Origin of the sequence: Paenibacillus sp. FSL H7-0756 (assembly GCF_038006765.1) — a bacterium.
Taxonomy (GTDB): domain Bacteria; phylum Bacillota; class Bacilli; order Paenibacillales; family Paenibacillaceae; genus Paenibacillus_AQ.
In genome coordinates this window covers 585,665-603,098 of sequence record NZ_JBBOVT010000003.1, presented here as the reverse complement: position 1 = coordinate 603,098, position 17,434 = coordinate 585,665, and the positions used below count along the sequence as shown (strand labels likewise).

Below are 17,434 nucleotides of genomic sequence, written 5' to 3'. Positions count from 1 at the left end.
AGATCGCCGTAGAAGACGTTTTTGCTCATTTTACTGTTCATTCCAGTACCCCTCCATTATTTTGGAAAAGCCATCTTGATCTGCTCCTCACAGAACTCCTTACATACATTGTTGCCCCAGAACAGCCCGTGGAAACGCGTCAGCGCAATCGTGTCCTCGCGGATCTCCACCAGCCCTTCCTTCACGAACTTGTCGAACAGCTCCGGGAAATGCTCCTCCGGGAAAACACCGAATTTGCGGCGGAACTGCTGGCGGTCAATTGCTGTACGGCGCAGGCCCATGGCCAGGAACTGGTTGGGCAGATCCTCTGCCTTCACTTCGTAGCCTAAAGCAATTGGGAGGTCTCCGGATGTAATCTTTTTCACATATTCAGGGAGTAATTTCACATTCTGGTAGGCATAGCCGCCCACATCGCCGAACGCCCCCAGCCCCACAGAGAGCAGGTCCAGGTAATCGTCGAAATGCTTGCGGCTATACACATGATGGCCTCCCGGGCGTACGAAATCATACGTGGATTCCACCGCATAGCCCTGCGACTCCAGATAACGGCAAGCCTCCACATACATCTGCTGCTCCAGCTCAAGTCCGCCGCAGGCCGGAAGCTCACCGCTGGCAATGCGCTTAGCCAGACCGAAGCCGGGAATGATCTTCAGCGGAAATAGTGTGACATGGCCGATGTCCAGCTCCACTATCTTCGCCAGATCCGCAAGCCATTCCTCCATCGTCTGACCCGGCAGATTGTACATCAGGTCCAGGCTGACATTGGTGATCCCGGCTGCTCTGGAATCCTGAATACTGCGCAGGGAATCCTCACCGGTCTGAAGCAGCCCAAGGCGTCTGCCCAGCTCATCGTTGAAGGTCTGCACCCCGAGACTGATCCGGTTCACCCCAAGCGCCTGAAGCAGCTTCAGCTTGGCAGCGGTGAACGAGGCGGGATTGCCTTCGAACGTGATTTCTTCAACGCTGTGCAGGGGAAGCGTGGCCTGGAGCTGCTCGAATAGAGCGGTGATCTCTTCCTCGTCCAGCACGCTCGGCGTTCCGCCGCCGATATAGAGCGCCTCCACTGAGCAATTGCGGATCTGCGGCGTCTCTCCATACATCTCCAGCTCGCGGAACAGCGCAGTCAGATATTCCTGGCGGGCTCCCTGCTCGTTGAACGCCTTGGGGTACGGGCAGAACGGGCAGATGGAATCGCAGAACGGAATATGTACATAGGCCAGCTTGGAGCTTGCCGCAGCTTGATTCAGGTTCATCAGGGACGGCAGGCGCTTGCTGTCCTCCGGAGACACCGGAGTGTTCCCCATGGGATAATGCCCTATCCCGATCTCCCGGAACGGGTACACAGGCTTGTTCATTCTATCAAGTCCTTCCTCCAATTGAATTCATAAGCATATCCTTATAGATATGGCGTGATGCGGACAGAGCATCGGTGAGCAGGTCAGCACTATAATCCTTGGACTGATAGTAGGCCGGAAACAGCAAGTTATCCTCAGCCCGGATCACCTGCTCCTGTAGAGCGATATGGTAGAGTGCGGTGTGAGGGTAGACACGGATGCCTTGGCTGGCCAGAATATACACAGGGTTCATCTGATTGATTACCTGTACTGTCTCCTGCACCGTATCCGCATTCTCTCCCGGCCCGCCGAACAGCAACGATACCGAATAGGGAAGCTGATAGTGCTCCAGCAGGCGTCCCAGTTCAACCAGCTGCTCCGGGGTGAATTGCTTGCCCATCCGCCGGAGCATCTGCCGCGAACCCGAGTCGGCTCCGATATCCACGAAGCGGCAGCCGTTCTCCTTCAGCGAGCGGATCAAGTCCCCGGTAATATGGGCCGGGGTAAGCGCGCAGCTCCATTCCAGCGCGGGGCTTGTGCGGCCGATCAGCCGGCAGAACTCCACCGTCTCCTCCACCTCATGATTGAACACCCCGTCTACAAAAGTGATATTATGCACCTGATAGCCGTTCTCCAGAATCTTCATATCCTCGCTGAACTGCTCCGCAGGAATCCGGCAGGCACCGGGATTCATGTAGCCCTCCGAGCAATAGATGCAGTGCCGGCTGCAGCCTCTGGAGGCCTGATAGCCCATCGAAGCTTTTTTGATGCGGGGATTGGGGATAAAATACTGCGGAGCGAACAGCGACTTCGGGGGAATACGGCTGTACACCGGGTGATAGGCGGGATCTGCATGACGAACCGTACCTGTCTCCGGGGCCTGCCCCCGCTCGATCTCACGGGCCAGCCGCACCGCTTCCGCTTCGCCCCCGCTCCCCTTGATGCCGTAATCCGCCCCCAGCTCCTTCACCAGCTCGCCCGGCATCACCAGCATTGCAGCCCCGCCAAGCAGTACCTTGGCTGAACTGCAAGTACGGCATACCTGCATGACTTGCTGTAAGAAAGAGAGATAGCTCTCCGGCTGCTGGATCACCTGATTATCGATATTGCGCACCGAGAGGCAGATCAGATCCGCTCCAGTGACCCGCAGCTCCTCGCGGAGTGCCTCCAGCGGCTCAGCCACAAAGGCCAGATCCAGAAAGCGTGTCCTGAATCCGGCAGCGGTCAGAGCCGAGTAGACCATTCCCGCTCCGACGGGAAGGACCGGCAGCGGCTTCAGCAGTGTATTCGTAGACACCACCAGTATTCTCATGCTTCACTCCACCCTGTCTTCCTCATTCAAATGAACATCCAGTCCGGGTTACGCTCCCGGTACGGCGCACAGATGCTGTTCGCCTGCTCCAGACTCAGCTGCGGGGACATGAAGAACTTCGGATGAAGCAACTCATCCGGCTCCGGCGAACCTACATAGCTGTACATATCGGTGGACGGCAGAATACGGATGCCGAACAAGCCGAAGATGCGCTGCACCGCAAGCTCCTCCATCAGATCCAGCGTCTCGTGCAAGGTCTCCGGCGTCTCCTCCGGCCCCCCGATCAGCAGGCAGAAGCTGAAGTCCAGCTCCTGATCGCGGCAGAGCTGGACCACCGTCCGGATCTCGGCCTGCCGGAAGTTTTTCTTGAACGACCTGAGGCAGATATCGCTGCCTGAATCAATGCCAAACTCCACCTCCGTACACCCGGCCTGCTTAAGCAGACCGGCGAACGCTGCCGTGAAGAACCTCGGATTCAGGAAGCAGCCCCAGGATAACGGAAGTGTCCGCCCGATCAGCTCCCGGCAGATTTCTTCGGCATGCTCCAGCGGATAGTTGAACACACTGTCCACGAAATCAAAAGAACCGATATCATACTGCACCACCATCTGCTCAATCTCATCGGCAATCCTCTTAGGCGACCGCAGGCGGACGGCCCGGCCCTCCAGTGACGGGTAAGCACAATAGGTGCAGCTTAGCGCACAGCCCCTTTTAGTCAATACATTATGACGGACCCTCCGCTCCACATCATAGCTGTGCAGAAATCCGCTGCGGCTGGGGAAGTACTCCTGATCCAGCTGCTCAGGCGCATACGGTGACCAGTAATTCCATTCCCCGGCCCCTGTTCTGAACATGAGCCCGCTTACTGCGGACGGCACCTGCCCCGCTTCCAGCTGGCCCAGCAGCTCCACGATACTGTCACAGCCGTCACCGACAATGCCGTAATCAGCTCCCGTCTCCTGCAGCCACTGCCTGGGCAGGAGCGAGAAGCCCGCCCCTCCCAGAATGATACTGGCCCTGCTATTCCATTCCCGGACCCAATCCACCATCAAGCAGACCTGATCCACGAAGCTCCGGGGATACTGCATGCAGCAATTATCCAGGTTACGGATCGACAAGCCGATGTAATCGGGCGCATAAGCGTTAAGGTAATTCGTAACGGCCTCCCGGGTATAATCCAGCTGGGTCATGTCCAGCATGCCTGCCTCCCAGCCGGAAGCGACAAGACTGGCGTGAATATAGCTAAGACCCAGCGGGAATACAGGCGGCCGCTTCTCCGTATTCGCCGAGATCAGCAGCACTCTGCCCATGCTCACTCCCCCTTAAGAAAAGTGAGCGTGGCAGCAGCTACATCCCCGCCCGCCTCAAGAAACATAAAATGTCCGGCGCCTGGAACCGTATGCATCCGGGAGTCCGGCAAATACCGGTTCAGCTCGAGCGCCTTGTGCAGCGGCGTAATCCGGTCCGCTTCCCCGGTAATAATCAGCGATCTCTGCCGGATGCCCTGCAGGACCGGGCGGAGATCGGGATGCTTAATCTGAATCATCAGACGGTGGGTCGCAGCAGGCAGCCGGGACCAGCCCTCCAGAATCTGCTGCTGAACTGCTTCATGGCCCTCGGTGAAAAAATACGGAACCGCCGCCGCATTCGTCTGCCGCACAGTATCCGGCGTGATCTCTTCCCCGTGCTCCGGCCGCTTGAACGGAACCGCGAAGGTGGCCGCAGCCCCCATCAATACCAGCTTCTTCACCCGGTCCGGCTCACGAGCGGAGAGCAGTAGCGCAAGCGTACTGCCCAGGGAATGCCCGATGATCGAGACCTGCTTCAGCCCCTGCTCATCCAGCAGCCTGAGAATATCATCGACCATATCCTCCAGGGTGAAGGCCGGACCGTCGTATTCCGACTGGCCGTGTGCACGCAAGTCCGCGCACAGCACTTGATAATGAGGCGCAAGCGCCATGGCCAAATCACGGAAGACGAGCGAAGAGTCGCGGTTGCCGTGCAGGCACAGAACGGCTTCCCCGGTACCCTGAATACTGCAATGTAAAGGTATCCCCTTAGTCTTCAACATGTAGTGTATATCCTCCCTTGAACTTTCCGGCCGGTCCGCTCATACGACAGCTTCCTCCAGATAGTCCACGACCCGGTCTATATCCCGGCCGTCCGCTTCATCTACTGCAAACAGCCGCCATTCCCCGGGGCTTCTGCCTACCAGAATAGCCGGCTGTCCGGGCGCCAGGGTGCAGCGCGAGGCCAGCTTATCCTCCCAGTCATAGTACAGCGTGAAGCCGGGAACAGTCTGGCCTGTCTTCTCCTTCACGAATTCATGAGTGATGAAGTGGGGCAGCTGCCCCACCCTCGCAATCAGCGCACAGTCTGCGGTCCCGCCGAACTGCCGCTTCAGCTGCTCCAGCAGCGGCCCGCAGCGGAGGCTGGCCTGCTGATCGCCGATGACGAAGATCCTTGGCTGAAGCGAAGCGAGTTCACCGAGCGTAACCTCCTTATCCCGGACGTCCTGCACAGGGAAGGCAGACCAGGCTTCGCTCTGCTCCAGGTTCGCCAGCCCCTGCCCGTGGCTCTCCCCCGGATCACCGTTCACCTGCCCCCCTCCCGACTGCCCGGGAAGGTCGAAGTAAGAGAAGCCCAGGGAGGAGGCCACCCGCATCCCGACAGCCCGGGCCATCATCTTCGCCTCCTCCGCTTCTTCAATCGGCTTGCTCCAGGAGCGCTTGCGGATGCCAGGCTGCCCGTCATATTCAATCAGGCTGATGCCTGCGCTGGCAATCATCGACAGCTTGATCGCCGTGAAGCAGGGCATCAGCGAGGCCAGCGCCCATTCATGCCCCGGTCCCGCTGCGACAACAATCTGTCCGGCGACCTTACCCTTGAACGCCTTGCCCTTCACCCCGGCTACCCGGTCATAATTGTAGTACTCGAAGTCCAGATCCTCGTCGCTGCACGGCTCGCAGCGGTCGATCCAGTTCTTCCAGACGGCCGGAAGCGAGAGCGCATAGACCGGAGAGGCGAAGACGAAGCCGTCCGCCTCCTTCAGCTTGTCGTACAGCTCCGTCAACTGGTCCTCCGGGTCCTTCAGCAAGTGGCAGTGCTTGCCGTTCATGCAATTGCCGCAGCCGTCACAGGGCAGAATGTTGTAATCATTCAGCCGCAGCAGCTCCGTCTGCACCCCCTGCTCCGCTGCGGCTTCAAGCGCAACAGAGAGCAGGTATTCACTGGAGCTGTGGCGCTTCTTCATGGACCCGGCGAGCCCGATGATCTTCTTCATCCGGCCGCCTCCTCTAAGTCCAGCTCAGCCGTATCGAAGCCCAGCGACCGCAGATCGCTGAGCGCGAACATCCGGAAGTCAGCCGGGGTACACAGCACGTTCGCCTTGGCGACATCATGTCTTACGACCTGGGCGCTTCCGCGCGCTGCGGCCAGCTCCTCGGCTTTCTTGCGAATCTCAGGTCTCGCCATATCACGGATGAATTCCGGCTTGCGCCCGATGACCGCGTCGAACAGACTCTCGCCTTCCGCGCTCCAGGCCACCTTCATTCCTCCGGCCGCCGAATCGAAGAAGCTTCCCGAAGCCAGCGCCGCGAACAGCTGCTCGAATTCCTTCAGCGCCTCGTCCCCGGGCTTCGCCATGGACACCGTCCGGCTGGCCCATTCGGCACAGTAGCCGCATTTGTCACAATCCATCCGGTCGCAGCGCTTCGAGCGGAAGCCCTCCAGGAAGCCTTCCAGGCTCTCGTTGTCGATGCTGGCCTGGAAGCTGAACAGCAGGCGGTAGACCTGTCTCATTTTCTCGGACGGAGCGAACTCCTCCTTGATATTCTTCGAGAAGTTGGGCATTTCGAAGTCAGCCTCTGCCATCCGCGAATTAAGCAGGCTCAGCAGGTTCCCCTGATACTTCCGCTGCGAATAGGACTGCGCGGTAGCCGCAATCTTCTCCGTGGTCTTCATCCGCTCGGTCAGCTTGAACTTGTGATAGCCCAGCTCCTCATAGATATGCATATCCTCCGGGCGAATCCACTGCGACTTCAGCAGCTCCTCGGGATGCTGGAGCTTGCGCTCCGTACAGCGCAGCATATAATAATCCAGCGCGAAGCCCTCCGTTACATGATTGCACTGCGAGGCATGGCTCTGGAAGTTCGCATGATTGTGGCGCATCGGGCAATCCAGCATACAGTCATTGGTCGCAATGAGCTGATACTCACAGCGGGTATTCTTGCGCAGGCTCTCCAGGAAGGCGAAGTCGCGGTTGCGGCTCTCGGGCAGAGTAATCTCGCTGACACCCTTTTCCTCGAAATACTGTGCCTGCCGCAGCGTATTCACATTGGCGAAGGTGGACAGGCTGATCTTCACATCGGGCAGCGCGGTGCGCACCATATCAATCAGCATCGGGAGGGATACGGTCACATATTCCGGCTGCAGCGTGCCGATCCATTCCAGCAGCTCGCGCAGGCGGTAATGGAAGTCCTTTGTGGTCTCCAGGTTATCCAGACAAGTGGCATTCAGCAGATAATTGAATTTGAAGCCATAGGCATGAAGGAGCTTCACATGCTCTTCCACCCTCGCCCGGTCAATCGTTGGCAGCGCGAAGGTCGGTCTCCCGCCGCCCACCAGATCAGAGGATAGCTTACCGTAGAAGACATCCACATGCGAATCCTTCAGCAAGATGGGCAACCGGTCATCGAAGTTGGTACCGACAGACAGCTTCATCCCTTCAGCTCCTCTCCGGCAGCCTCAGCCGGCTTTTGTCCGCGTGCCAGCTTCACACGGCTCTCGAAGGTCTGCTGGTTCGCTTCCGAGAAGAATTCCTTGCAGACGTTGTTGCCCCAGACAATCCCTCTGTCCGACAGGCGGATCTCATGCTCATCCGTTTCCAGCAGGCCTTTGGCTACCAGATCATCGATCGTCTGACCGAAGACCTCTTCCGGCTGATATCCGAACATTCCGGCGAAATCCTTCCGCTTCACCGACAGCATCCGCAGACCCTTGGCCATCATCCCGTGCATCGCTTCCAAATCATCAGCCTGACTGGCAATGAAGACGGACAGGAACTGCTGCTGGAGCCGGTCGCTGTACTCCTGGATATCCCCCTGGTTGATATACATCAGCTTGTTGACGTACCCGAAGGCCGCCGGACCGTGTGCGAACAGATCCTTCTGCTGGGTATAGTACAAGAGAACATGCCGGTCCTCGAAGCCCGGCTTGGCGAAATCCCATACGCTGTACTGGACATAGCCTTCTTCCTGGAGCAGCCGCTTGGCTTCCAGATACATATCCACTTCCAGCTCGACACTGCCGGTAGGCGGAATCTTGCCTTCCTTGATCATTTTGAACAGGGCAGTAAAAGGTACTACACACAGTGAAAATACCGTGATATGGTCGATGCCGAGCCGCACCGCTGTGCGGACATCCTCCAGCCATTCCTCCATCGTCTGCTCAGGCAGGTTGTACATCAGATCAATGCCGATATTCTCGAAGCCCGCTTCCTTCGCTTCCTCCAGCACCTCGAAGGCCCGCCGGGAATCATGGCTCATCCGCAGATGATGCCCCATCTTATCGTTGAAGGTCTGGATGCCGATGCTGATCCGGTTCGCCCCCTGGGCGCGGATAGCCTGCATTTTCTCCAGTGTCAAGGTTGCCGGGCTGCCTTCAAAAGAGATCTGCGCATCCGGCGTCACCCGGTAACTCGCCTGGACGCTCTTCAGCATCTCGACCATCCGTTCAGCCGACAGAGCCGAAGGCGTACCGCCCCCGAACGTCACCGCACTGATCGTGGACTGCGAACCATACGGGGAAGAGGCGTAGATGCCGATTTCGGCCTTGACGGCCTCCATGTACTGCTCGACCTGCTTTTCCTGATAGGCCATCTTATTGAAAGGACAGAAGATGCAGACCGAAGCGCAGAAGGGAACATGCACATAGACTGCGCCCACATTATCCGCCGGAGGCTGGCCGCCAAGGCCCATCGTTCCATAAATATCAGCGGGGGCAACCTCGGTCACAGGGTTCGGATAGTGAGACACACAGATTGGATCTCTATGAGGATAGACGTTGTAGAAGCGTTCGTAGGCCGTGGTCTTAACCGACATGATGAACACCCCGCTTAGCTTCCACTGCCGACAAGGCCGCAGCCAGACCGGAAGAGACCGCCTCAATACCTGCCACAGGCAGACAATTCATCACCGTCTCCGTCACTTCCTCCGCGCTCGCCCCTAGCTCATAAGCCTTCATTGCATGCAGCCGGATGCCATAGGCAGAACGGTCTGTAACCACGCAAGCCAGCCGGATCAATTCCCGCACCTTGGGGTCAAGTGTCCCCGTGTCCTCAATCGACTTGCACATGCTCTCAAAAGCGTTCCCCACCTGCGGATTAACTCTCATCAACATCTCGCTCATCAGCTATACCCTCCTTATGATTGTACCGATTGTACCGATTGCACCGGGCGTCCCTTGGCCAGCTTCATCCGGTGTTGAAGCCCATAATCCGCATATTTGGCGGAGAAAAATTGCTTGCTCACATTGTTGCCCCATATAATACCGTCCTCCGTCAGCCGAATCCCTTCCGCATCCTGAATCAGCAGCCCGTCCTGCACCAGACGTTCGATCGTCTCCGGGAACAGCTCCTCCGGCTCTTTCCCGAACATCTTCACGAACCCGGCACGGTTAACGGACAGCATCCGCAGGCCCTTGGCCATGGCCCCGTGCGCCAGCTCCCGCTCATCGGCCTTCTCCCCGCAATTGACCGGGAGCAGCCCGTCCTGCACGCGGGTCATATATTCATTCAGATTGCCGCTGTTGATATACATATAGCCGTTAATGATGCCAAAAGCAGCCGCGCCAATGCCGATCATATGCGCCTGCTCCGAGAAGTACAGGGTGGCGTGGCGGTCCGTCTTGCCCGGCTTGGCGAAATCAATCACGCTGTACTGCTCATATCCGGCTTCCAGCAGCATCTCCTTGGCGATGGTATACAGCTCAATCTCCCGGTAGACATCCCCTATGCCCGGAATCTTCCCGTCCGCTATACGCGAGGCGATCTGCGTATGCGGCACCACACAGAAGGAAATCACGCAGATATGATCAATGTCCTGCTCGATGGAGGTGAGAATATCCGCCCGCCATTGATCCAGCGTCTGGCCCGGCAGATTGTACATCAGATCAATCCCGACATTCTCAATGCCGCTGTTACGCGCATTCTTCACCAGCCCGAAGGAATCCTCCACACTGTGGTATAGCCCCAGCACCTCGGCCAGCTCCTCCTGGAAGGTCTGCACGCCCACGCTGATCCGGTTGAGCCCCTGCAAGGCCAAGGCTTCCAGCTTGTCAGCTGTGAAATTCCGGGGGTTGCCTTCGATGAAGATCATGGCCTCCTCTTCCACACGGAAGGACTGCTTCAAGTATTGCAGGAGTCCGGTCAGCTCTTCCGAGGACAGGCAGGAGGGTGTTCCGCCGCCGAGATTAATAGAGGAGACCGTAATACTGCTGCCAAATGGCGTAGCTGCATAGCTGTCCATCTCCTGCCGGACAGCGTCCAGGTAGCGGTCCACCTGATCCTGCCGCTTCAGATAGCGGTTGAACGGGCAGAACGAGCAGGTCGCATCGCAAAAGGGAATATGCAGATACAGCGCTACCGGTGTATCCTTGGTATTCACCTGATCCAGCTCCATCAACGCCCGGACCTCAGGCTCTGTGTGCTGTGAGACGGGCACCGGGTAATGCGAGACGCAGATCGAATCTCTCTCCTTGAACATTTCAACGTATGGCTTCGCTCTATTCATCTGGAGCAGCCTCCCTTCATTTGGATTGCAGCATCCGTCCGGCATAAGGAGAATCCTCCGACGGCTCCACCGGGATACGGCGGATTTCCATCGTCATCTGGTTACGCATATCCGGGCAGGCCGAATGCACAATGTTGCCCTCCGGGTCCCACGGCAGCTTCGCATCCATGTTCAGCGCCAGCAGCATCGGGAAGACCGCATGAAATGCCGTTCCGCACAGATTGCCAGCGTTCAGCGGGGAGACCTTCATAATATCCCCTTCCTTATGTCCTGCCCGGCAATGCCCCTTAACACCCGTAACCTTAAGCTCAAATTCATAATTCATCCCTAATTCCTCCTCTTGGATTATGTGATTCGTTTCACTTAACCTGTAATACGCTACTCAATAATCGCCACTGCCCGTACCCAGGCCGCACCGGCCTGCCTGATCTTGATCGGAAAACAAGCGATCTTGAACCCGTACGCCACCGGAATCCGGTCCAGATTCGCCAGCCGTTCCATGTGGCAATAGGTCTGTTCCCGTCCCCAGAAATGGGCGGGGAACAGATAGGCGTTATCCCCGGTCCGCTTATAATCGCTGATCATATGCTTGAACGGACGGTCGAACCCGTAGCTGTCGATGCCCATCAGCCGGATGCCTTGCCCGGTCAGGAATGCTGTAGCCTCCCTGCTCATGCCCGGATAATCCGTGAGATACCGGGGGGTTCCCCAGTGCCGGTCCGCACCTGTACGGATCAGCACAATATCCAGCGGCTTCAGTGTATACCCGATCCGCTCAAGCGCCTGTTCAATATCCTGTTGCCCGATGGATTCTCCTGCTTGCTTATGGGTGAAATCCAGTACCACCCCGTCGCCAAAGCACCATTCCAGCGGGACCTCGTCAATGGACGCTGCCGGTTCTCCCTCGCTCGTGGAGCCGAAGTGCAGGGGGGCATCGAAGTGGGTCCCGGTATGCGTGGACGCGGTGATCATCTCCATGTTCAGGAACTCTTCGCCCGGAAAGTCCTTCCGGCTCCCGTCGAATTGGCGGGCAAAGCGGTCTGCCCCCTCCTGATGTCCGGTCTGCTCGAACCCGTACGGGGCCAGCTCGCCCGGATTCTGCTCCATCGGCACACTTAAATCAATGAACTGGACTGCCAAGTTCTCACCTACTTCATAATTCTGAGTGCGTTACGTCCCAGGATGTTCTGGACATCCTCCCGCTTGATCTCCTTCACCCCCATCATCAGCTTCATGGGCAGCGGGATCACTACCTTTTGCATATAATTCAGTACCTCGGCGATGTTCGGGGTGACCGTCCAGTCCGAGCCCCAGAGGATCTTGTGGCTGCCGCAGACCGAGATCATTTTGGCCAGCTCCATCCGGAATACCTTCGGGTTATTGTGAATCAGGATATTGGCTACCGCCGTGATCGTCACATACATATTGTCGTGTCTGCCGACCATGTAATAGCACAGGTCATTCCACGGATGGCCCATATGCTCCACAATCAAGGTCAGGTCCGGAAAATCCACAGCAACATCATCAAGCAGAATCGGGTAATTATGCTTCATCCGAAAAATACTGCCCGGCGTAATCCCGGTATGCACGCTGACCGGAATCCCCAGCTCGCTGCACCGCTCATACAGCGGATACAGCAGCCCCTGGTCATTCAGGACGAAGCCCCCGTAATCATTCGGGTTCAGCTTGAAGCCCTGCATGCCCAGCGTCTTAATGGCATAATCCAGCTCCGCCAGCGCTTCCTTCCCCTTATAGGGATTGACGCTGGCGAAGCCGCGCAGCTTGTCGGGGTGAGCGCGGACCGCCTCGGCGATTTTCTCATTGGACAGCACCTCATAGCCGTAGACATCCTCGAAGCTAAGCTGATGAACCCAGCTCATGGCAATCTGGTTCTCGTCCATACAGGCGAGGTAATCCTCCAGCAGATTGTTGTCATCGACGAAGTCCTCCTGCGTGGCCCCCACCATCTTCTTCAAATACTGCAAATCATCGAAGCCCTTCTGCTTCTTGTAATCCGGGACCGTCCCGGCTCCGGCCAGACTAAGCTCCAGGCTCTTATTCTCCTTGACGGCGAAATGGGCATGGGTATCAACAATCACAAGATCACTCTTCACGTTTGTCTTCTCACCACTTTGCTTAGAATTGGTATTGCCTAGAAGGGAGGTTAGACCTCTCTGTGCCCAATCTCCGGCCTGGGGGCCAGCGGCGCCGTGGCGAAGACCAGCTCCAGCTCGCCCGGACCCTCATTGACTACCCGGTGCCGCTCACCCTTGCGCGCAATGAACAGGCTATTCTCCCGGATGGCATGCGGAATATCCTCGATGAACGCTGTTCCCCGGCCCCGGATCACGAAGACATTCTCTTCGCCGTAATCATGAAGATGCTCCTTGATCTCTTCTCCCGGCTGAAGCAGAACATGGCCCATGATCAGCTGGGTGGACCCGACAGTCACCGGACTCGCCAGCACACGCATCTGCCCGCCTCTGGCATGAACCACCGGCACCTCCTCCATATGGACCACTGTATTCACTTTCACCTGATTCATACTGCACCCCTTATCCCGCAGATTTATATTCGGTGACACCTGCTTTTTCCTTTTTGCCCAGACTCAGCGAGATCAGAATTGTCAGCACCATGAGTCCGGCGGCCACCAGATAGCTGGGATGCGTTCCGATCCGGCTGTAGAAGAATCCGCCCAGCGTAGACCCCAATGCAATCCCGACTCCCTGAAGGGTCCGGAAGGTTCCTAAGGCCGCACCCATTTCCATCGGATTAATCTTGATTACCTTATCCGTAATAATCGTGTTGACCAGGGTAATAATCGGCCCTTCCGTAAGCCCGATCAGCGCATAGCCGAAGGTCAGCAGCCAGGGGTTGAAGTCCAGCGCATACAGCAGCACGAGCGCTCCCACGCAGATCGATTGGGCCCAGATCAGGGGCGCATGTCTGCCTACCTTATCCGAGATCCAGCCGATGAAGACCGCCCCGAACGAGGCTACTGCTTCATACGGAATGAACAGCAGGCTGAGCAGCACCAGCGAGATATCCTGTTCCTTAGCCGCAAACGGCACCAGGAAGGTAGTGAAGACACCTACCATGAAGCACAGGGTTCCCACAATGCCTGCCAGCAGAATTTCGCGGACGCCCAGCCATTTGAAGGAGCTTTTGAAGGCTTGCCCGATGCTCCGGCTTGTATTCTTGACTCCGGTCTCCCGCAGCAGCACTGTGGTAACTAGCGTAGACAGCAGCAGCAGTGAAGCCAGCACCGCGAAGGAGGTATGCCAGCCGAAATAATTACTCAGCAGCCCGCTAAGCACATACCCCAGCACCGAACCGGCGCCAATCGCCCCGGACACAATACCCATCGCCCGGCCCCGCTCCTCGGGCTTGCACACATCCATCACCACCGCGAAGATCGGCGTGGACACGAACCCTCTGGCGAAGCCGAACAGCAGCCATCCAGCCGTGAACAGCAGCACTCCGTGGGATGCAGCCACCATAAATACAGCCACTGCCGATAATGCCATGGAGGCGATAATAATCTTCTTCCGCCCGTACCTGTCTGCGAAGACACCAGACGGAATGGACAGAAAGGTCATCACCAGCGAGGCAATACCCGCTATGGTTCCAATCTCGCCGGAGGTCATGCCGAGATCACTGCTGATCAGGGGTGCGATTGGGAAGATGCTGACCATAATAGAGAATACAAGCAGAATGTTGATGGCGAGTAGTGTGAATATTTTGTTGTTGCTCATGTGATTCGTCCTCCTCACAGTCATTGACTGCTCTCAATAATGATGAATGCAGCAGCATAATCACCGTGATGACTAATGCTTACGTGGATGCTCTCCTGCTGCTGTATATAAGACTCCAGTCTTCGGCTGCGGACCAGATAGGGCTGGCCGCTGGGAAGGCTCAGGAACTCCAGCTCATTCCAGTCCAGCTCACAGTTCATTCCGGTGCCGATGGCCTTCAGCAGCGCTTCTTTAGCGGCGAATCTGCCGGCCAGGAACTGTTCCGCATGTCTTTTTTTACAGGCGAACAGTTCCCTTTCTTCCAATGAATAGTACTGCTGGATGAAGAGTTCACCGCACTTGGCCAGCATCTGCTCCACGAAGCTGATGCTGACCAGATCCATGCCGATTCCTCTGATCATGCCTTCAAGGCAACGGCTTCCATCACTTGCGCTACAGAATAAGTCTTGAGCACCCGGCTCTCAATGAAGATGCCGAAAGCCTTGGATAGTGCTGTAGAGACCAGCGCCAGCTCTGTAGAATCCAACGCCAGATCGTCATAGAGCCGCGATGATTCCGTAATTTCTTCCTCAATGCCAATATCCTCAATGATCGCTTTTACCTTCTCGAATACCATTAGATACACCCTCCCGTTAGAGTTAATAGGCCTTACGCTTCTTGCTTAACAATTCACGGTTCAGAGCTCTTCCTTGTTCACAACCAGTGCCGAAGAGACACCACCCCTTCCTCTGGATATAATCAGCGAAGACTCCACAGCGGTCCGGCTGCTGATCCCCGGAACGAAGTTCAAGCCATTGTCCTGCACCGCTTCCGCCAGATACGGAAGACCGGGCAGCTCCCCGTGATTCATGGCCAGCACGCTCAGTGCGACATCGAACGCCCCTGCCGCTCCAATCGTGTTGCCGAAGACGGTCTTAGGGCAGCCCGCCCACTTATCTGCTGCGCTGCTGCCGAACACCTCCTGAATGGCCGAGCATTCAATTCCGTCTTCCCGGGCAGAGGCCGCCCCGTCCAGCGACAGATAGCCGATTCTCTCCGGCTGCGTCTCCGAATGCCCGACCGCCAGCCGGATCGCCCTGGCACACTGCGCTACACTCTCCTCAGGCGGGGCTGCGGCCTGACCGTCGTTGGTAAAACCGAAGCCCTGGATGCTTGCCCTCACCCGGCGGGAGGCCTCGCGCTTCTGAAGGCTACGCTCCGATTCAAGGCAGAGGAACGCGGCTCCTTCAGCCAGGGTCATCCCGCTCCGCGACTCCACAAATGGCTGGTATGCCGTCTGCGGGCGATCCGCCTTCAGATTCAGCAGCCCCTCCGTGTTATAGAAGGACAACGCCCACGGATCAAGCGGCGTCTCGGCTCCGCCCACGATGGCCGCATCGATGATCCCGCTGCGGATGGCTCTGGCCGCATAGGCAATGGCGAGCAGACCGCTGCTCCGGTCGGCGATCACAGTCTTGCTGTAGCCTTTGATGCCGAAGGCGAGGGACATGTGCCCTTGTGCCGCCGCCGGGAACCAGTTGCTCGCCAGATTCGGATCAATGAAGGGCGCCCCCTCGGTGTGCAGGACACGCAGGCCATTTCTGGCACTCTCCCAGCCCCCGGAATTGTTGCCGACGAAGATGCCGATCCGCTCGCGGCTCATCTGATCCAGCTCCCAGTGCGCATCATCCATGGCATCCTTCGCAGCCAGGATCGACATCACAGAGAAGCGGGAGCATTTCTTGAGCAGACGTTTCGAGATGACCCGCTCCGGCTCCATCCCGCTGACTTGTCCCGCGAAGGGAGGGGCCGCTCCGGTTGTATGCTCAAGCTGGAGCGGAGTCATATAATTGCGGCCGCTCAGGAGTCCCTCCCAGAAGGCCCCGGCACTATTCCCGCACGGCCCCACCATTCCTACTCCGGTTACGAATACTGTATTCTTCATAGGCTGCACATCCATTGTTCAGTCTGAAGCTTGCCCGCCTGATTACTGTATTCGTTCGCTGCCAGGATCATGGCGGAGTGAATGCCGGAGAATCCGCTGGCATTGGTCAGAATATGGTACAGGTCGCGCTGTATCGCATGCTTCGGTACATAGTTCAAATCACAGGCCGGGTCCGGCTCGTCCAGATTCGCGGTTGGCGGGATATATCCCTCGTTCAAGGCCAGCAGGCAGTGTACAATCTCAATGGCACTCGCTGCTGAGAGCGGATGGCCTACCATCGATTTCGTGGAGCTGATCGGGATGGAGTAGGCGAGCTCTCCGAACGTTCTTTTATAAGCGGCGGTCTCAAAAGCATCATTCTGCGGAGTCGAGCTTCCATGCGCGTTGATATATTGAATGTCCTCCGCTGTCAGGCCCGCGTGGCCCAGCGCCTCGTTCATCGTCAGACTAAGCGCCTCCCCGTCCTGCGGCAGATCGGTCATATGAAAAGCGTTATTCGTACTTGCGAATCCGGTCACCTCGCCATAGATCGGCGCCTGCCGCCGGAGCGCATGCTCCAGCTCCTCCAGCACCACAACAGCACAGCCCTCACTGAGAACAAAGCCGCTGCGGTTCTTCTCAAACGGCCGCGAAGCCCGCTGCGGATCATCGTTGAACTTAGAGGTCAACGCACCAATGGCATCGAAGGAGGAAATGGTCATGGAGCTGACCGGTGCTTCCGCTGCGCCGCAGATCATTACGTCATGTTCCCCGGCTGTAATCGACTCATATCCATAACCGGCCGCATCAATGCCGCCCGTGCAGCCCGTAGACATGACCAGCGCCTCCCCCTGAAGTCCGAACTCATGCGCCACTTCGAAGGCAATATAAGAAAACATGCCCTTGCGGTACAAATCCTCCTGACAGAGTCCATGATCAATCGGCCCCTGCCCGCCCTCCGTCATCCGCAGGAAGGTTTGCTCCGAGAACGGGGTATCGGCAATCGCATTGGCGATGCAGACCCCGGAACGCTCCCGCAGCTCCTTCGTGAACACAATCCCCGCATCGGCAACCGCCCTTCTCGCGGCGTTGACCGCCAGAATACCCGGCCGCCCCATGCCTGCCCGCTGCGCTTCATCGGCTGTCCGGCCCAAATGCTCGAACTGCGGTATTGTGCCGGTAACACGGCTTTTTAACGCTATATGCTCATAGCCCTGCAAGCGGTCATATCCTACCTTGCCCTGCAGGCTGTTCCTCCAGAACTGCTCCGGCGTATTCCCCAGCGGGGTAAGCAGCCCCATTCCGGTGATTACGACTCTTCTACCCGTTACCTTCTCCAT

Annotated in this window: 18 protein-coding genes; all 18 read right to left on the bottom strand. The window is 57.5% G+C overall.

All coding sequences use genetic code 11. The features are described from left to right. Positions 1-56 precede the first annotated feature (56 nt). Genes hemW (NST04_RS28445) through NST04_RS28360 form a run of 18 tightly spaced genes read right to left on the bottom strand, consistent with a single transcriptional unit; the run spans position 57 to position 17,434 of the window. Entirely contained in the window at positions 57-1,355 is a 1,299-nt protein-coding gene (gene hemW / locus NST04_RS28445) for a radical SAM family heme chaperone HemW (RefSeq protein WP_341187256.1), read from the bottom strand. A 4-nt stretch (positions 1,356-1,359) separates the two neighbouring features. Beyond that, positions 1,360-2,646 (bottom strand): B12-binding domain-containing radical SAM protein, encoded by a 1,287-nt coding sequence (locus NST04_RS28440; RefSeq protein WP_341187255.1) that lies wholly within the window; start codon positions 2,644-2,646, stop codon positions 1,360-1,362. A gap of 26 nt (positions 2,647-2,672) precedes the next feature. Next, on the bottom strand, positions 2,673-3,956 hold the full coding sequence (locus NST04_RS28435) for a B12-binding domain-containing radical SAM protein (protein WP_341187254.1): 1,284 nt from the start codon (positions 3,954-3,956) through the stop codon (positions 2,673-2,675). Positions 3,957-3,958: 2 nt separating this feature from the next. After that, complete coding sequence (locus NST04_RS28430; RefSeq protein WP_341187253.1) at positions 3,959-4,717, bottom strand: alpha/beta fold hydrolase; 759 nt, start codon at positions 4,715-4,717, stop codon at positions 3,959-3,961. A gap of 39 nt (positions 4,718-4,756) precedes the next feature. Further along, entirely contained in the window at positions 4,757-5,929 is a 1,173-nt protein-coding gene (locus NST04_RS28425; protein ID WP_341187252.1) for a flavodoxin family protein, read from the bottom strand. After that, positions 5,926-7,368 (bottom strand): U32 family peptidase, encoded by a 1,443-nt coding sequence (locus tag NST04_RS28420; RefSeq protein ID WP_341187251.1) that lies wholly within the window; start codon positions 7,366-7,368, stop codon positions 5,926-5,928. Before NST04_RS28420 ends, NST04_RS28425 begins: the two co-directional genes overlap by 4 nt. Continuing rightward, complete coding sequence (hemW, locus tag NST04_RS28415) at positions 7,365-8,747, bottom strand: radical SAM family heme chaperone HemW (RefSeq protein WP_143804436.1); 1,383 nt, start codon at positions 8,745-8,747, stop codon at positions 7,365-7,367. The genes NST04_RS28420 and hemW (NST04_RS28415) overlap by 4 nt, the downstream gene beginning before the upstream one ends. After that, positions 8,737-9,054, bottom strand: a complete 318-nt coding sequence (locus tag NST04_RS28410; RefSeq protein ID WP_341187250.1) for a carboxymuconolactone decarboxylase family protein — start codon at positions 9,052-9,054, stop codon at positions 8,737-8,739. The genes hemW (NST04_RS28415) and NST04_RS28410 overlap by 11 nt, the downstream gene beginning before the upstream one ends. A 14-nt stretch (positions 9,055-9,068) precedes the next feature. Continuing rightward, positions 9,069-10,436, bottom strand: coding sequence for a radical SAM family heme chaperone HemW (hemW, locus tag NST04_RS28405; RefSeq protein ID WP_341187249.1), 1,368 nt, complete (start codon positions 10,434-10,436; stop codon positions 9,069-9,071). A gap of 16 nt (positions 10,437-10,452) precedes the next feature. Beyond that, positions 10,453-10,761, bottom strand: a complete 309-nt coding sequence (locus NST04_RS28400; RefSeq protein ID WP_036723289.1) for a TIGR04076 family protein — start codon at positions 10,759-10,761, stop codon at positions 10,453-10,455. Positions 10,762-10,814: 53 nt separating this feature from the next. Beyond that, positions 10,815-11,576 (bottom strand): cyclase family protein, encoded by a 762-nt coding sequence (locus NST04_RS28395; protein WP_341187248.1) that lies wholly within the window; start codon positions 11,574-11,576, stop codon positions 10,815-10,817. Positions 11,577-11,584: 8 nt separating this feature from the next. After that, positions 11,585-12,550, bottom strand: coding sequence for an amidohydrolase family protein (locus NST04_RS28390; RefSeq protein ID WP_341187247.1), 966 nt, complete (start codon positions 12,548-12,550; stop codon positions 11,585-11,587). A 50-nt stretch (positions 12,551-12,600) separates the two neighbouring features. Continuing rightward, complete coding sequence (locus NST04_RS28385; RefSeq protein ID WP_341187246.1) at positions 12,601-12,981, bottom strand: cupin domain-containing protein; 381 nt, start codon at positions 12,979-12,981, stop codon at positions 12,601-12,603. Positions 12,982-12,991: 10 nt separating this feature from the next. Beyond that, positions 12,992-14,191, bottom strand: a complete 1,200-nt coding sequence (locus NST04_RS28380) for an MFS transporter (protein WP_341187245.1) — start codon at positions 14,189-14,191, stop codon at positions 12,992-12,994. A 20-nt stretch (positions 14,192-14,211) separates the two neighbouring features. After that, positions 14,212-14,592 (bottom strand): holo-ACP synthase, encoded by a 381-nt coding sequence (acpS, locus tag NST04_RS28375; protein ID WP_341187244.1) that lies wholly within the window; start codon positions 14,590-14,592, stop codon positions 14,212-14,214. Further along, a complete protein-coding gene (locus tag NST04_RS28370; RefSeq protein WP_341149271.1) occupies positions 14,589-14,807 on the bottom strand; it encodes a phosphopantetheine-binding protein in 219 nt (72 codons plus the stop codon). Before NST04_RS28370 ends, acpS begins: the two co-directional genes overlap by 4 nt. Before the next feature lie 60 nt (positions 14,808-14,867). Further along, positions 14,868-16,115 (bottom strand): beta-ketoacyl-[acyl-carrier-protein] synthase family protein, encoded by a 1,248-nt coding sequence (locus NST04_RS28365; protein ID WP_341187243.1) that lies wholly within the window; start codon positions 16,113-16,115, stop codon positions 14,868-14,870. Further along, on the bottom strand, positions 16,112-17,434 hold the full coding sequence (locus NST04_RS28360; RefSeq protein WP_341187242.1) for a beta-ketoacyl-[acyl-carrier-protein] synthase family protein: 1,323 nt from the start codon (positions 17,432-17,434) through the stop codon (positions 16,112-16,114). The genes NST04_RS28365 and NST04_RS28360 overlap by 4 nt, the downstream gene beginning before the upstream one ends.

Coding starts and splice junctions, on each gene's coding strand:
- NST04_RS28370 (WP_341149271.1), bottom strand. CDS start 14,807: ATGGTATTCGAGAAGGTAAAAGCGATCATTGAGGATATTGGCATTGAG.
- NST04_RS28420 (WP_341187251.1), bottom strand. CDS start 7,368: ATGAAGCTGTCTGTCGGTACCAACTTCGATGACCGGTTGCCCATCTTG.
- NST04_RS28380 (WP_341187245.1), bottom strand. CDS start 14,191: ATGAGCAACAACAAAATATTCACACTACTCGCCATCAACATTCTGCTT.
- NST04_RS28425 (WP_341187252.1), bottom strand. CDS start 5,929: ATGAAGAAGATCATCGGGCTCGCCGGGTCCATGAAGAAGCGCCACAGC.
- hemW (WP_143804436.1), bottom strand. CDS start 8,747: ATGTCGGTTAAGACCACGGCCTACGAACGCTTCTACAACGTCTATCCT.
- NST04_RS28435 (WP_341187254.1), bottom strand. CDS start 3,956: ATGGGCAGAGTGCTGCTGATCTCGGCGAATACGGAGAAGCGGCCGCCT.
- NST04_RS28360 (WP_341187242.1), bottom strand. CDS start 17,434: ATGGAGAAGGTAACGGGTAGAAGAGTCGTAATCACCGGAATGGGGCTG.
- NST04_RS28385 (WP_341187246.1), bottom strand. CDS start 12,981: ATGAATCAGGTGAAAGTGAATACAGTGGTCCATATGGAGGAGGTGCCG.
- NST04_RS28440 (WP_341187255.1), bottom strand. CDS start 2,646: ATGAGAATACTGGTGGTGTCTACGAATACACTGCTGAAGCCGCTGCCG.
- acpS (WP_341187244.1), bottom strand. CDS start 14,592: ATGATCAGAGGAATCGGCATGGATCTGGTCAGCATCAGCTTCGTGGAG.
- hemW (WP_341187249.1), bottom strand. CDS start 10,436: ATGAATAGAGCGAAGCCATACGTTGAAATGTTCAAGGAGAGAGATTCG.
- NST04_RS28400 (WP_036723289.1), bottom strand. CDS start 10,761: ATGAATTATGAATTTGAGCTTAAGGTTACGGGTGTTAAGGGGCATTGC.
- NST04_RS28430 (WP_341187253.1), bottom strand. CDS start 4,717: ATGTTGAAGACTAAGGGGATACCTTTACATTGCAGTATTCAGGGTACC.
- hemW (WP_341187256.1), bottom strand. CDS start 1,355: ATGAACAAGCCTGTGTACCCGTTCCGGGAGATCGGGATAGGGCATTAT.
- NST04_RS28410 (WP_341187250.1), bottom strand. CDS start 9,054: ATGAGCGAGATGTTGATGAGAGTTAATCCGCAGGTGGGGAACGCTTTT.
- NST04_RS28365 (WP_341187243.1), bottom strand. CDS start 16,115: ATGAAGAATACAGTATTCGTAACCGGAGTAGGAATGGTGGGGCCGTGC.